The following is a 14,082-nucleotide window of genomic DNA, read 5'->3' on the forward strand; positions in this document are numbered from 1 at the left end:
GCCGACACTCCGCACTCGAGTACGCCACCCCGCACGAATACGACCTCGCTCGAACGCCGCAGGCACTCACCACCGCTGGAAGCTAGCGACCACGACTGGCAACCAAACCATAGGTCAGGTCAACCTGACACCTTCCGGTGCGGCGGTCCCGCTGTGCCGTCGCGCGTCGAGGTAGTCCGATGGCTGACCGCGAACCGACCGTGCCGTGGCTCGGGTACGGCTACGGCTTCTGCGGACGGGTGCGCGGGTGATCGTTGTCCTCAGGCCAGGTTCGACACGCCCGTGTAGGTCGCGTAGGCCGGGAGCCCGGTCCGTTCATAGACCTGGAGGGCGAGCCCGCCCGGGGTGGTCTGATTGCTGACCAGCTGCAGGCGCGCTGGCGCGCCACCGTCGGGGAAGAGGCGGCGCCCGTGGCCGAGGACGACCGGGGCCACCACGAGCCGGAGTGCGTCGATCAGTCCTGCGGCCAGCAGAGACTGGGCCAGTCGAGCGCTTCCGTGGATCTGAAGCTCGGCCCCGGGCTGCTGTTTGAGTTCTGCGATCTGGGCCGCAACGTCGCCGGAGAGGACCGTGGTCGGCTTCCACGGGCCGGTGGTCAAGGTGTGCGAGGCGACGTACTTCGGCAGGCTGTTCATGAGCTCGGTGAAGGGATCGTTCGGGTCGGTGATCTTCGGCCAGTCCCTGGCGAAGGCGTCGTAGGTGCGCCGGCCCAGCAGCAGTGCCTCGGCCTGGCCCAACCACTGCGCGGCGCGGTTGATGAACGCCTCGTCCAGGTAGGGGACCAGCCATCCCCCCTGGGTGAACCCACCGCTGGTGTCCTCCTCGGGTGATCCCGGGCCCTGGGACACCCCGTCGAGACTCACGAACTCGGTGACGGTCAGCTTCATCGTCTTCTCCCTTCGGTGGGCGTGGGTCTAGGTCCGTGGCTCGACGAGCTCGGGCGGCAGTCTGGTGACGGTGCCCCAGCCCTCGTGGAAGCCCAGCCGTTCGTGCCGATCACGATCGGGTCTGCTGGCTTCGCCCGGTTCCTGTCGGAGGCCGGCACAACAGCCCGGTGATGATTCACGGCAGGAGTCCGGAGTCGCGCTGACCGCCCCCCCTCCACCGCTTGTCGGACTGTCGCGCGACAGTTCCCATTGTCTGGCAACTTTCGCGCCCCGGGGCCCTTCGCTCGCGCAAAACAGGTCGCCGTGTCTGTTCACTATCGATTGACTCGGGTCGGGGCCTTGTTCCAGGCTGGACGAGTTCCCGGGCGGAGACGATTTCGCCCTGACCGATCGAGGAAGGAGTCACCATGGTGGATCTCGGAGGCTTTGCGGACAAGGCCAAGAATTTCGCCAGCGAGAACCCGGACAAGGTGGAGCAGGGCATCCAGGGCGGCGGCGACATGGTCGATGAGCACACCGGCAACAAGTTCCAGGACCAGGTGGACCAGGCCCAGGAACACGCCGGAGGTCTGGTCGGCGAGCAGAACCCTGAGGATCAGCAGAACTGATCCGCACGTGTTGTCGCGGGCCTCGGACCCCATGTGGGGCCCGAGGCCCGCGTCGTGACGTCGACCTTCAGTTCGAGGAGCCGGTTTCCCTTCCCGGCACGGGATGCGGCGCCCAGGTGTCCGACCGGCCCACTCGTGCGCACCCCTCGAGGCGGCCGCCACCGAGCACTCGACCGACCAGCCCCCTGCCCCTTGCGGGCCTCCACAACGGGTCGTTCCCACACGACTCCAGCACTGCCCGCCCCCAGGCGGTGGGCACAAGGCACCCAGGGGCAGGCGGCGCTGAGCATTCGGACCGATGTGCCGCTAGCAGCGTCTAAAAGGACATCGATACGGTCTCAATAGGTTAGGGCGGCGGGGTTCTCGGTGGGCTCAGCGCCGATAGTCTGGGCGCATGCTTAGAGGATTCAAAGAATTCATCATGAAGGGCAACGTCCTGGACCTCGCCGTCGCCGTGATCATCGGTGCCGCCTTCGCCCAGGTCGTCAACGCCCTCGTCGAGTCCGTGCTCATGCCCGCCATCTCGGCGCTGGTGGGCTCACCCAACTTCGACTCGTTCGCGATGATCACACTCAACGGCAACGACATCCGGTTCGGGGTGCTGCTCACCGCCCTGGTCAACTTCCTGCTCGTGGCCGCCGCCGTGTACTTCGCGATCGTGTTGCCCATGAACAAGATGATCGAGGCCCGCAACCGCCGCCTGGGCATCGCCCCCGCCGACGAGGAGGCCGACCCCCAGGTGCAACTCCTCACCGAGATCCGGGACGCCCTCAAACAGCGCTCCTGACCCTCTCCGCCCGCCAGGGCCCGTCCCGGATCTCGGGACGGGCCCTGCTCCTTTCCTCCCCATCCATACGAGAAGACGTCTCGGAAAACGAACCTCTACCGCAGCACGGTCCGCCGCTAACGGGCCATATGTAAAGCGGTGGGCTGAGCCGCAAGCGGGAATTCGGTGCCCGGTCCGGGATGGCATGGTCGCTCTGGTCCCGTCCCACCTTCCCGGCCTCGACGCCGGTTTGTTCAAGCACCGATGCTGAGACTAGGGGTCGGTCAGACCGGCCGGTGCGTGTGAGCAAACCAACGTTCTCCCGCTGAGGAGTTTGGCCGCAGTCGGTGATAAACCGAAAGGGAGGGTCCGTGCCAGCCACCGTGCCGCTGGCCGCCATCATCCTCGTGCTTCCTTGACCCATCGCCATCTGCATTTGTTCCCGTTTGCCCTCTGGAGCCCCCTGTGAGCCTGCAGCAGTCCTTCGACGACCCGCACCGTCCCACCACCGACACGACGGTGCGGGTCTTTCCCAACATCGCGCCAACCCCCCGATCGCCGGAGCCGACATGGTGGAACAACCCAGCCGCGATCGCACTGATCGGCATGCCCCTGTCCGTGGGCCTCACCTGGCTCCCCTGGCTTCCCCCAATTCTGGGTGTGGTGGCCATGCTGAGTAGTCTCGTCGTGGCCGTCTGCGCAGCAGTGGCTCACTTGACCTGGCCCGAAAGCCACGTCAAGGCATTGGCAGAAGGCGCCTGGGTGGCCCGGCAGTGCGGCTACCAAGCCGCTGTCAGCGGCCACGCGCTGCACTGGATGGATGGTGACGACACGATCAAGCACGCCACCGTCGTGCGCGGAAGCACCGGATGGGACCTCATCCTGACCGACCAAAACACCAGCATCAGTGTCGACTGATCAATTCCTCAATCGAATCCGCGACTAATACAGGTCATATGTAGAGTCGAGCCCCTGAAGTGCTGACGCGACACTCAGAGAATCCTTAATTGCACGTCCGCATGGACCAGGCGGCCTCGCAATAGCTGTGCCATAAATAGCAAGACACGGTGATAGTGGCTGACCCGCTTCCAAGCTCGTGGATACACCTACTTTGTCTTGCCTGTGCGCAGGCGCGGCGTGCCCTGCCGTCGTCGTGGCGCGTTATTCAGAGAGCATCGAGGCCTGTCACATGCTCGAAAATCAGACTGGTCTGGGTGGCAGCCACGATTGGGTTCGAGGACAGGTGTTCGAGCACGAATTGGCGGATGTGGTCGGTGTCCCGCGTGACGACGTGAATCAGGAAGTCGTCCACTCCGCCGACGAAGAAGAACTGGGTAACTTCCGGCACCTTCTTCAAGTTCTCGCCGAAGGCGGCCATTTGCTGGCGAGCTCCGGGGCGCAGGCGCACGCTGATCAGCGCCTCGATGGTCTGCCCCGATGCTTTGGGGTCCACCTCGATGGTGAAGCGACGGATTACTCCGGCCCGCTGCAGGGTCTTCATCCTCGTCAGGCACGTGGAGGGGGCCACCCCGAGGTTCTCGCTCAGGGCTTGGTTGGTCATCCGCGCGTTGGCTCGCAGCAGTTCCAGCAGGCGACGGTCGAGGTCGTCGAGCTCGTAGGGCCGGCGTCGATCCTGCGGCGAGGGTTGTGTGATGCGGGTCACCTTTTCTACCATTCTGTAGATTTGGCGCAAACTCTCGAAGGATCTGCAATCCTACCTCCAGTGATGGCATGAATACGACAGAATTTCTTCATCTAGTCCATGTTTCTTTGGAAGGTCCGTCATGATTGTCTCCGTTCCCCGCGAAGTGAAGAACAACGAGTACCGGGTGGCCATCACCGCCTCGGGCGTGCACGAGCTGGTCGCCCACGGCCACGAGGTCCTCGTCGAGGCCGGGGCCGGGATCGGCTCGGGAATCGACGACGACGCCTACACCGCTGCCGGCGCGCAGATCCTCGCCGACGCGGAGGAGCTGTGGGCCCGCGCCGACATGGTCCTGAAGGTCAAGGAGCCGGTGGCCTCCGAGTACCACCGCTTCCGCGAGGGTCTGGTGCTGTTCACCTACCTGCACCTGGCCGCCGAACCCGAGCTGACGGCCGCACTGCTGAAGGCCGGGGTCACCGCCATCGCCTACGAGACGGTCCAGACCGCGGACCGGCGCCTGCCCCTGCTGGCCCCGATGAGCGAGGTCGCCGGGCGGCTGGCCGTCCAGGCCGGGGCCGCGGCCTTGACCGCACCGGCCGGCGGCAAGGGCGTGCTGCTGGGCGGGGTGCCCGGGGTGCGCCCGGCGAAGGTCACCGTCCTGGGCGCGGGGGTGGCCGGCACCAACGCCGCCGCCATGGCCGTGGGCCTGGGCGCGGACGTGAGCATCCTTGACATCAACGTCGACCGCCTGCGCCAGCTCGACGACCGGTACGCCGGGCGCCTCACGACCATCGCCTCCAACGCCTACGAGGTCGAGCGCGCCGTGACCGAGGCCGACCTCGTGGTCGGCTCCGTGCTCGTTCCCGGGGCGAGGGCCCCGAAGCTGGTCACCAACGCCATGGTGGCGGCCATGAAGCCCGGCAGCGTGCTGGTGGACATCGCCGTGGACCAGGGCGGGTGCTTCGCCGACTCCCGGCCCACCACCCACGAGGACCCCACCTTCCGCGTCCACGACACGGTCTTCTACTGCGTGGCCAACATGCCCGGGGCCGTGCCGAACACCTCCACCTACGCGCTGACCAACGTCACCCTCCGCCACGCCGTGGCCCTGGCCGACAAGGGCGCCGAGGCCGCGCTGGCCGCCGACCCGGCTCTGGCCGCCGGGCTCAACGTCCACGCCGGGCGGGTCACCCACCGCTCCGTGAGCGAGGCCCACGGCCTGGAATACACCGACCGGCAGGATCTGGTCGCGGCCTGACCGGATAGAACTGAAGTGAACCCCATCGGCCAGGCTCCTCGCGCTTGGCAGCACCAGTAAGGGTGCGGGACTTTGATGGGGTCGGCTGAGCAAGGACTCAGCAGAGCTTTACGACCATGACTTCCGCACCGGTCGCCCAAGGCATAACCAGCCGTCTATTGTTGACAATAAGAACGACAGATTTGATGATGAGCTATGACCACCTCGAAGCTTGGCCCCGGCAACATCACAGACTTGGGCCTCGGTGTCCCGGATCGACAGGGCAACGCCGATGTCCGTGCGTCTCTCTTTTCCGCTGAGGAGTACGCACAGCGTCTGGTGATGGTGCGCGGGCGCATGGACTATCAGGGCCTCGGCGCCCTGATAGTGACGGATCCCGCGAACATCTTCTACCTCACCGGTTACGATGCCTGGTCGTTCTACACCCCGCAGATGCTGTTCGTGCCGGCACAGGGCGAGATGCTCCTCTATTTGCGGGAGATGGACGCTAACGGGGCCTTCCGCACCTCGTGGCTGCCCCCGGATCAGATCGTCGGCTATCCCGAGCGCTACGTCCATCGTCCCCATCTGCATCCCTTCGACTGGGTGTCCTTCGACCTGCGCCGGCGCGGCCAGATCGCCCCGGCCGCCCGCGGGTGCGTCGGTCTCGAGATGGACTCCCACTTCTTCTCCCCCAAGGGATACCGGTCCCTGGTCAACGCGCTGCCGGAGTGGACACTCGTTGACTGTTTCGAGCTCGTGAACTGGGTGCGGGCCGTGAAGTCGGAGGCCGAGATCCAGTACATGCGTACCGCGGCCCGGGTCACCACGGCGGCGATGCAGGCCGCGATCGACGCGATCGAACCCGGTGTCCCGCAGAATCGGGTGGCCGCCCAGATCGCCCGGGCCCAGGCCGAGGGCGTCGACGACGCGTGGGGCGACTTCCCCGCGATCGTGCCCATGCTGCCGACGGGTGCCTCCGCCGACACCCCGCACCTGACATGGTCCGACCGTGTCCTGCGGGAGGGCGACGCCGTGGTCGTGGAGCTGGCCGGCGCGCACCGCCGCTACCACGTCCCTTTGGCCCGCACGGTGATGCTGGGTCCACCCACGGACGAGCTGCTGCGCCTAGAGGCGGCCGTGGGCGAGGGCCTGCAGGCCGTCCTCGACACCGTGGCCGAAGGGGTGCCGGTCCGGGAGCTGGCCAGGGCCTGGAACTGGTCGCTGGCCGAGCGCGGATTGGAGAAGCACAGCCGGCTCGGGTACTCCATCGGCATCGGTTATCCACCCGATTGGGGTGAGCGCACCATCAGTATCCGCACGGAGGACGAGTCCGTGCTGGCCGAGAACATGACCTTCCACGTCATCTGCGGCATGTGGATGACCGGGTACGGGTACGAGGTCTCCGAGTCCGTGCGCGTCACGCGCACCGGGGTGGAGATTTTCACCTCGTTCCCCCGAGCACTCATCAGGAAGTGAGAAACCCATGACGACCACCACCACACACCTCACCACGGTCGAGAACCTCGCCGTCAAGCCCACTCACGGGATCAGTGGGGACCCGGGCCAGGGGTTGCTGCCCTTGGCCCGGCGGGCCGACGGGCTTGTCGGCTCTGTCATCGACTCCTCCACCTCTTTGCTGGCCGCCCAGTCCCACGACATCGTCCGCTTCGCGATGGGCGCCCCCGCCGCCGAGGTCATCCCCACGGCCGAGTTCCGCCGCATCGCCGCGGAGGTGCTCGACGACAGTTCCTTCACCTACGGGGCCACCGAGGGAGAGCCAGGGCTGATCGAGACGGTGGTAGAGCACCACTCGACCACCCCGGAGCCGACCCGCCCCGAGCGCCTCGTGATCACCTCCGGGGGCATGCAGGGTCTCGACCTGGCGTTCAAGCTGTTCGTGGACCCCGGGGATCTCGTGGTGGTCGAGAGCCCCACCTACACGAACGGCTCCGGCACGGCCCTGAGCTACGGCGCGGACATCCTCGAGGTCCCGATGGACCGAAACGGCATGGACGTGGACGCCCTGGAGACCCTGGTGGCCGAATCCGGCCGGACCCCGCGGGTCATCTACACCATCCCGAACTTCCAGAACCCCTCCGGCACCACTCTCAGCGAGGCCCGAAGGGTCCGCATCCTGGAGCTGGCCCATCGGTGGGGATCGATGATCCTCGACGACGACCCGTACGGGGGCCTGCGCTTCGCCGGCCAGGATGTCCCGGGCTTCCGGGAGATCAGCCCGGACGACCCTCTGGTGTTCTCGGTGCGGACCTTCTCCAAGGTCCTCGCCCCCGGCCTGCGGGTGGGGTGGGTGGACGCGGACCCGAAGCTGCGCAAGCTGCTGATCGCCGGCAAGCAGGCCATGGACACCTGCACGAACGTGCCCGCCCAGCACATCGTGGAGCGCTTCGTGCGCCAGGGCGGCTACGACGACCACCTGGCCGGTCTGCGCACGGAGTACCGCCGCCGCAAGGAGGCCATGGACGCCTCGATCGCCCGGCACCTGGGCTCCCGGGTGACCACCACGGATCCCGAGGGCGGGTTCTTCCTCTGGGTGACCCTTCAGGGCGAGGACGCCCGGGTCTCCACCTCGCGGCTGTTCGAGATCGCCCTCGCCGAGGGCGTCGCCTTCATCCCCGGCCCGGCGCTGTCCCCCTCGGGCCGGTTCGAGGACGCCTTCCGCCTCTGCTTCGCCTCGACCACCCCGGAGCGCACGGAGGTCGGGCTGCAGCGCCTGGCCCGCGCCCTGGACATCGCCCGCGCGGAGCTCGACCGCTGAACGACGACGCGGGCGCAGCCCGGTCCGGGAGGAACCATGCAGACTGCCCACGAGTTCGAGCACGCCGTCCTCGACCTCATCGACCCGGACGAGGTCGTGGCGCTGACCCGAGCCCTCGTCGACGCCGGCGGGGAGAACCCCGGCGGCACCGAGGAACGCACCGTACAGATCCTGGAACAGGCCGGCCGGATCCGCGGGCTCGAGGTCCGCATCGACCCGGCCGCCCCGGGCCGGCCGAACGTGGACGTCGAGCTGGCCCCCGGCGGACCGGTCGGGGACGGGCCCGGTCTGCTCTTCCTCGGGCACTCCGATGTGGTGCCCGCCGGGCCCGGCTGGACCCGGGAGCCGTTCCGCTCCGTCGTGGCGGACGGCCGGGTCTACGGGCGGGGGGCCACCGACATGAAGGGTGGGCTCGCGGCCGTGCTGGTGGCCATGGACGCCCTACGCCGCTCCGGTGCGGAACTGCGCGGGCCCGTGCGGCTGGCCTGCACCGTGGACGAGGAGGACCTGGGCCTGGGGATCCGGCACCTGACACGGCGAGGCCTCGGCCGGGGTTTCCGCGGCTGCGTGGTCGCCGAGCCCACCGACCTCCAGACGGTGGTGGGCTGCCGTGGCGACGCCTACCTGGAGCTCGAGGTCACCGGGGTGCCGGCGCACTCCGGGCGGCCCGCGGACGGACGCAATGCCATCGACGCCGCGGCCCGGGTGCTCGAGCTCGTCCGCGCCGACCACGACCGCCGGCAGCAGGACCTCGATCCGCTGCTGGGCGCGGGCACCTGGAACGTCGGGCGGATCGAGGGCGGGCGCACCACCTCGATGGTCGCCCCGTCCTGCCGGGTGTGGCTCGACCGCCGGTTGATGCCCGACGAGGACCCGCACCGGCTCGCCGCGGACCTGGTGGCGGCCGTGGACGCGGCCGGCATCACGGGGGACGGCATCTCCGTGAACATCGAGGTCACCATGGCCATGCCGGGGTTCCGCACGGACCTCGACCACCCCCTGGTCACCGCCGTGCACGGTGCCGTCGCCGACCTCGGCGGCCCCGCGTCGGTGGGCGGGTGGAGCGCGGCCTGCGACGGCGGCTTCATCGCCCGGGACCACGGCGTCCCCACGGTGGTGATGGGCCCCGGCGGCCTCAATGACCAGGCCCACCAGGTCGACGAGTCCGTGGGCGTGGACGAACTGGTCCTCGCCGCGCGCGCCTACGCCCTCACCGCGCTGCGGCTCCTCGGCGCCTGACTGAAGTTCCCGGCTTGCGGGGGACTTCCGGCGTCACCGGGACACCCACGTCCCCCGCCGCACCACGTCTCAAAGTCCAGCACAGGCCGTTCCCGTGCTCCCGAGCTCTCATCCCGTGTCGATGATGCGCCTGGGGCCCTGCGCTGCGCCGGTGGCAGTCACGGCCCTGCGCTGCGCCGGTGGCAGTCACGGCCCGTGGGTGGAGATGGCAGAGACCCCCGCACCTCGGATCGAGGTGCGGGGGTCTCCAGGTGGAAGGTCAGGCCCGGGCCCGGGCGCGAATGATGTCCTGCGGCTTCGTCTCCGGGATCTCAGTGCCGCGCAGGGACGCGCCGACGGTCTCCTTCATGGTGCGAACCGCGATGAGCCCGACGACGCAGGCTGCCATCATGTAGAACGCCGGGACCAGCGGGGTGCCGGTGGCCTCGATGAGCGCTTCGTTGGCGAGCGGGGCGGTGCCGCCGAAGACGGCCGTGGCGAGGTTGTAGGTGATCGCGAAGCCGGCGTAGCGCACGTGGGTGGGGAACATGGCCGGGAAGGTCGCGGAGATGGTGGCCAGCTGCGGGATGTAGAGCAGACCGAGCACCGCGAACCCGAGAAGGGCCCACCAGAACCCGTTGGCCATGAGCATGTACATGGGGATGGCCAGCACGAACAGCCCGATCAGCGAGACGTACCACATGGGCTTGCGCCCCACCCGATCGGACAGGGCCCCGGCGAAGGGGATGACGAGCATCATCGCGAACTGTGCGACGAACATGATGGTCAGCACGGTCCGGGAGTCCATGCCGGTCTGGCCCTCCAGGTAGGTCGGCATGTAGCTCAGCAGGGTGTAGTTCACCACGTTGAGCGCGATCACCAGACCCGTCATCGTGAGCATGGGACGCCAGTACTGGGTGATCAGGTCCTTGAGCGCCGTCCCGGCGGAGGACTCGGCGTGCCCGGCCTCCTCCAGCTCCAGGAAGATGGGCGAGTCCGCCAGCCGAGACCGGAGGTAGAGACCGACCAGGCCCATGGGTCCGGCGAGCAGGAACGGGATGCGCCAGCCCCACTCGCTCATGGCCTCGTTGCCCAGCACCACCTCACCCGACAGGACGATGAGCGAGCCGAGGGCGAAGCCGCCCAGCGTGCCGAACTCCAGGAAGCTGCCGAGGAAGCCGCGCTTCCTGTCCGGGGCGTATTCGGCCATGAAGGTCGCGGCGCCGCCGTACTCGCCACCGGTGGAGAAGCCCTGCACGGCGCGCAGCAGGATCAACAGGATCGGGGCCGCGATCCCGATGGTCTCCACCGAGGGGATCAGACCGATGCAGAACGTGGCCCCGGCCATGAGGATGATCGTGAGCGCGAGGATCCGCTTGCGGCCGAGGCGGTCGCCGAGCGGTCCCCAGAACAGGCCGCCCAGAGGCCGGACCAGGAACGAGAACGCGAAGGTGCTCAGCGCCAGGATGGTGCCGTACTCACCCGGGAAGAAGTTCTGGGTGATGTAGACGACCGACACGGCGTACACGCCGTAGTCGAACCACTCGGTGGCATTGCCGATGGCGGAGGCCGCGACGGCGCGGTTGACCGTCTTGGCGTCCGGTTCGGGCCGTCCTGTTGCCGGGTTGCGGGGCAGGCCGTCCTGTCGGGCGCCGGAATGGCCAGGATCGTGGTGTGAATTCATGGAATCCTCCAAGAGTGCGGATGGTGCACCGGCTGGCGCCCCGGTTGTGTTGGGCTTGCCTTGAACGGAACAGCCCGCGTGAATGATGGTCAACAATTCGTCAGGTGTCGTGGTGCTTTTGGTGCACCGGGGTCAGGGGTGCTTGCCCCCTCCCCTCGTGCGCGGCCGTGGTCGGATGCCGCGTGGTATCCGACGCAGTGGTGCTCCGGGACCAAGGCGGCCCTCAGCCACCGCTGACCACCGCCCGCGCGGGCGGCTGGGTGCCCCAGGCGGTCGCCTGCTCGTATGCCTGGGCGGCGCGGAGCACCATCCGGTCCGCGTGCCGGGGCCCGATGATCTGCAGTCCCGCGGGCAGGCCCGCCCCGGTGAGGCCGCACGGCACGCTCACCGCCGGTTGCTGGGTCATGTTGAACGGGTAGGTATACGGCGTCCAGCTGGTCCAGTTCGGGGAGTGCCAGCCCTCCGGCGCGTCCTGGCCCCGGGGGAAAGCGGGGATCGGCAGGGTGGGGGTCAGCAACAAGTCATAGGTTTCGTGGAAGCGCCCCATGGTCACGCCCAGGTCCATCCGCACAGCCGTGGCGTCCAGGAAGTCGGAGGCGCTGATCTCGCCCTGCTCCTCGATGCTGCGGCGCAGCCCCGGGTCCACCTCGTCCATCGCGCCGGGACCGTAGCCCTCCAGGACCTTTGCGGCACCGGCGAACCACAGGGTGTGGAAGGCCTCGACCGGGTCCTGGATGCCCGGATCCACCTCCTCGACCACGGCCCCGAGCTCCACAAACCTTTCGGCGGCGCGGCGGACGAGCCGCTCGATCTCGGGATCGTTCTGCCCGAACCCCAGTGTGGGCGAAAAAGCGATGCGCAGGCCGCCGACCCCGCCCTCAAGCTCTTCCAGGAAGGACCAGGTGGGCGTCGGCAGGGCGGACCAGTCACGGGAGTCGAAGCCCGTGATGATGTCCAGCAGCAGGGCGGCATCAGCCACGGTGCGGGTCATGGGCCCGGCGTGGGCGAGCGTGCCGAAGGGACTGGCCGGAAACATCGGAATGAGGCCGTAGGTGGGCTTGATCGCCACCGTGCCGGTGAAGGCGGCAGGGATCCGGACCGAGCCACCGCCGTCCGTTCCCACGGACCAGGGCCCCATGCCCATACCCACGGCCGTGGCGCTGCCGCCGCTGGAACCCCCCGAGGTCAGGTCAGCGCCCCATGGGTTGCCGGTCGAGCCGTGGCGCAGGGAGTCGGTGACCCCTTTCCACGCGAACTCCGGGGTGGTGGTCTTGCCGAGGAGCACGGCACCGGTCTCGCGCAGCCGGGCCACACAGGGGGCGTCCTCCTCCCACGACCGGTTCGCGTCGATGAGCCGGGTGCCGCGCAGCGTGGGCCAGCCCCGAGTGTAGAAGATGTCCTTGATGGACGTGGGGACCCCGTCGCCGGGACCCAGCGGCTCCCCCGCATGCCATCGCTTCTCCGATTCGGCGGCCGAGCGCAGGGCCTGCTCGTGGTCCACGGACACGAAGGCGTTCACCGCACCGTCCAGCTCATCGATGGTCCGCAGCACGGCCCGCGTGGCGTCGACCGGGGAGAAGCTGCCCCGGCGGTAGCTGTCCAACAGCTCGAGCGCCGTGAGTTCCGTCAAATCAGTCATGGTCTTCCTTCTAGGTCGAAGTTGGTCGAACGGGGACCACGATGGGGCCACTCCGGGTGGTCGCGGGAGTCTTTCCGCCCTGCGGAACGAAGAGCAAGGCATCCGAGACGACGTGGTCCGGGGGCGTCAGGTTGAGAGACCACGAGAGAGAAGGGAAGACCACGCCGGCCCGGATCACCGCCGCCCGCCAGGTCCCCGTGGCCGGGCCGGGTGTCCGCACGGCACGGGCATGCTCCTCCATGGCAGTCGCCGATGGGCCACAGCCCAGCAGTAGCGTCCTGAAATCGGCTGACTGCCCCCGGACCTCGGCCGCACGGTCAGCAGTGAACGAGCGGTCCAGGATGGGCACATCGGGGAGCGCACTGGGAAACACGTGATCACCATCCCCCGTCGTACGATTGTCTACAAGAAGCATATGGTGTTGATGTGAGCTAGGCAACAAGGAGAAGGCATGAGGCGCGCCGCGGGGTGTGGGTCCGGCTCCGGAGCCGTTGAGGATAAGCCTGGAGACCGCTACCGCAGTCTCGATACCCTTCCTCCGCAGGGTTGCCCATAACTGGCACCCGGACGTGCGTATCGGAGCAGGTCACAGGCGGTGGGCACGGGGAATGTCAAGGTGCCCAGCGGGTCATCAGAAGGCGCGGAGCACCGCAGGGGAGGCGAAATCGGGACACAGTGCAGCCCTCGCTCTAGTCCGCTTCGGGATATGATTGTGAACAATATTTTTGTCCAGCACGGTTACCTATGGTCGGAGGCACCATGACCAGCCCCATACTTCAACCGGTGGTCCAGGAGACGACGCCTGCCCTCATCGCACGGCAATTGCGCCGGGCCATCGGCGAGGGCGACCTGGTGCCCGGTCAGCAGCTGAACGAGGCCGAGCTCAGCCGCCGCCTGGGTGTGAGCCGCGGGCCCCTGCGGGAGGCCATGCAGCGACTCACCCAGGAGGGTCTGCTGGTCAGCATCAGGAACCGGGGCGTGTTCGTCATCGAGGTGACGGACGACGATGTGCGGGACATGTACCTGGCCCGCACCGCCGTGGAGCGGGCGGCCGCGACACGGGTCATCCAGATCAACGCTGAGCACGCGGGTGAACGACTCCTCGAGGTGGTGCGGACGATGACGGCTGCGGTCGCGCAGAATGACACGGACGCGCTCACCGAGGCGGACGTGGAGTTCCACGCGCTGCTCGTGGCCCTTGCCGGCAGTGCCCGGCTTTCCCGGATGCACACCACGCTCATGGTGGAGACCCGTATGTGCATCACCGCGCTGGAGAGCCGGTACAACTCCCACATCTTCCGGCTGGACGAGCACCGGGGCATCGCCGAGGCGATCGGACGATCCGACGTGGAGCGCGCCGATCGGCTGCTCCTGGACCACATGGAGGACGCCATCGGCCGCCTGAGTCCCTCCGAGGGCTGATAGAAGAGCACCACTCACGTCCGGGACTCTCCGGAGCCGGTCCTGGCCCAGTCGACACCGACCGACCCATCCGCCCGCCCCTGAGTCACCCACGGGTGGGCACCGGGCAGAGGGCAGACGAGAACGCATCCAGTTGTACCTGAAACGCGCGGGTGCTCCTTGCCCGGCCAGGACAGTCGGGCGAGGAGCACCCGCGC

The 14,082-nt window shown here is 68.2% G+C and carries 12 protein-coding genes; 8 read left to right on the forward strand and 4 right to left on the reverse strand.

What is annotated here, in order from left to right:
* Positions 1–260: 260 nt before the first annotated feature.
* On the reverse strand, positions 261–887 hold the full coding sequence (locus CRM73_RS04835) for a dihydrofolate reductase family protein (protein ID WP_017834501.1): 627 nt from the start codon (positions 885–887) through the stop codon (positions 261–263).
* A gap of 407 nt (positions 888–1,294) precedes the next feature.
* Here CRM73_RS04835 and CRM73_RS04840 point away from each other — a divergent pair, with 407 nt between their 5' ends.
* The 3 genes from CRM73_RS04840 (at position 1,295) to CRM73_RS04850 (ending at position 3,179) form a co-directional block, all read left to right on the forward strand.
* A complete protein-coding gene (locus tag CRM73_RS04840; protein WP_017834502.1) occupies positions 1,295–1,495 on the forward strand; it encodes an antitoxin in 201 nt (66 codons plus the stop codon).
* A gap of 394 nt (positions 1,496–1,889) precedes the next feature.
* On the forward strand, positions 1,890–2,282 hold the full coding sequence (mscL, locus tag CRM73_RS04845) for a large conductance mechanosensitive channel protein MscL (RefSeq protein WP_031283557.1): 393 nt from the start codon (positions 1,890–1,892) through the stop codon (positions 2,280–2,282).
* Between the two features lie 444 nt (positions 2,283–2,726).
* Positions 2,727–3,179 (forward strand): hypothetical protein, encoded by a 453-nt coding sequence (locus tag CRM73_RS04850; RefSeq protein WP_109244566.1) that lies wholly within the window; start codon positions 2,727–2,729, stop codon positions 3,177–3,179.
* Between the two features lie 247 nt (positions 3,180–3,426).
* On the opposite strand, the gene CRM73_RS04855 is transcribed toward CRM73_RS04850, so the two are convergent.
* Positions 3,427–3,924, reverse strand: a complete 498-nt coding sequence (locus CRM73_RS04855) for an Lrp/AsnC family transcriptional regulator (protein WP_229587010.1) — start codon at positions 3,922–3,924, stop codon at positions 3,427–3,429.
* A 121-nt stretch (positions 3,925–4,045) separates the two neighbouring features.
* Between CRM73_RS04855 and ald the strand changes: the two genes are divergently transcribed.
* The 4 genes from ald (at position 4,046) to CRM73_RS04875 (ending at position 9,161) form a co-directional block, all read left to right on the forward strand.
* Positions 4,046–5,164 (forward strand): alanine dehydrogenase, encoded by a 1,119-nt coding sequence (gene ald, locus CRM73_RS04860; protein WP_229587011.1) that lies wholly within the window; start codon positions 4,046–4,048, stop codon positions 5,162–5,164.
* A gap of 321 nt (positions 5,165–5,485) precedes the next feature.
* On the forward strand, positions 5,486–6,622 hold the full coding sequence (locus CRM73_RS04865; protein WP_229587012.1) for a M24 family metallopeptidase: 1,137 nt from the start codon (positions 5,486–5,488) through the stop codon (positions 6,620–6,622).
* 7 nt (positions 6,623–6,629) lie between these two features.
* On the forward strand, positions 6,630–7,922 hold the full coding sequence (locus CRM73_RS04870) for a PLP-dependent aminotransferase family protein (RefSeq protein WP_229587013.1): 1,293 nt from the start codon (positions 6,630–6,632) through the stop codon (positions 7,920–7,922).
* A 36-nt stretch (positions 7,923–7,958) separates the two neighbouring features.
* Positions 7,959–9,161 carry a M20 family metallopeptidase gene (locus CRM73_RS04875; protein WP_229587015.1) on the forward strand — a complete coding sequence of 401 codons (1,203 nt, stop codon included), beginning with the start codon at positions 7,959–7,961 and terminating at the stop codon, positions 9,159–9,161.
* Between the two features lie 259 nt (positions 9,162–9,420).
* On the opposite strand, the gene CRM73_RS04880 is transcribed toward CRM73_RS04875, so the two are convergent.
* Positions 9,421–10,824 carry an MFS transporter gene (locus tag CRM73_RS04880; protein WP_229587017.1) on the reverse strand — a complete coding sequence of 468 codons (1,404 nt, stop codon included), beginning with the start codon at positions 10,822–10,824 and terminating at the stop codon, positions 9,421–9,423.
* Between the two features lie 223 nt (positions 10,825–11,047).
* On the reverse strand, positions 11,048–12,463 hold the full coding sequence (locus CRM73_RS04885) for an amidase (protein ID WP_229587018.1): 1,416 nt from the start codon (positions 12,461–12,463) through the stop codon (positions 11,048–11,050).
* A gap of 759 nt (positions 12,464–13,222) precedes the next feature.
* Between CRM73_RS04885 and CRM73_RS04890 the strand changes: the two genes are divergently transcribed.
* A complete protein-coding gene (locus tag CRM73_RS04890; RefSeq protein WP_229587019.1) occupies positions 13,223–13,885 on the forward strand; it encodes a GntR family transcriptional regulator in 663 nt (220 codons plus the stop codon).
* Positions 13,886–14,082: the final 197 nt, after the last annotated feature.

Origin of the sequence: Kocuria sp. CCUG 69068, assembly GCF_020833785.1 — a bacterium.
GTDB classification, from domain to species: domain Bacteria; phylum Actinomycetota; class Actinomycetes; order Actinomycetales; family Micrococcaceae; genus Kocuria; species Kocuria rosea.

Bases quoted from the DNA above. Each gene is read 5' to 3' on its own strand.
- CRM73_RS04835 (WP_017834501.1), bottom strand. From the start codon at position 887: ATGAAGCTGACCGTCACCGAGTTCGTGAGTCTCGACGGGGTGTCCCAG.
- CRM73_RS04840 (WP_017834502.1), top strand. From the start codon at position 1,295: ATGGTGGATCTCGGAGGCTTTGCGGACAAGGCCAAGAATTTCGCCAGC.
- mscL (WP_031283557.1), top strand. From the start codon at position 1,890: ATGCTTAGAGGATTCAAAGAATTCATCATGAAGGGCAACGTCCTGGAC.
- ald (WP_229587011.1), top strand. From the start codon at position 4,046: ATGATTGTCTCCGTTCCCCGCGAAGTGAAGAACAACGAGTACCGGGTG.
- CRM73_RS04865 (WP_229587012.1), top strand. From the start codon at position 5,486: ATGGTGCGCGGGCGCATGGACTATCAGGGCCTCGGCGCCCTGATAGTG.
- CRM73_RS04870 (WP_229587013.1), top strand. From the start codon at position 6,630: ATGACGACCACCACCACACACCTCACCACGGTCGAGAACCTCGCCGTC.
- CRM73_RS04875 (WP_229587015.1), top strand. From the start codon at position 7,959: ATGCAGACTGCCCACGAGTTCGAGCACGCCGTCCTCGACCTCATCGAC.
- CRM73_RS04880 (WP_229587017.1), bottom strand. From the start codon at position 10,824: ATGAATTCACACCACGATCCTGGCCATTCCGGCGCCCGACAGGACGGC.
- CRM73_RS04885 (WP_229587018.1), bottom strand. From the start codon at position 12,463: ATGACTGATTTGACGGAACTCACGGCGCTCGAGCTGTTGGACAGCTAC.
- CRM73_RS04890 (WP_229587019.1), top strand. From the start codon at position 13,223: ATGACCAGCCCCATACTTCAACCGGTGGTCCAGGAGACGACGCCTGCC.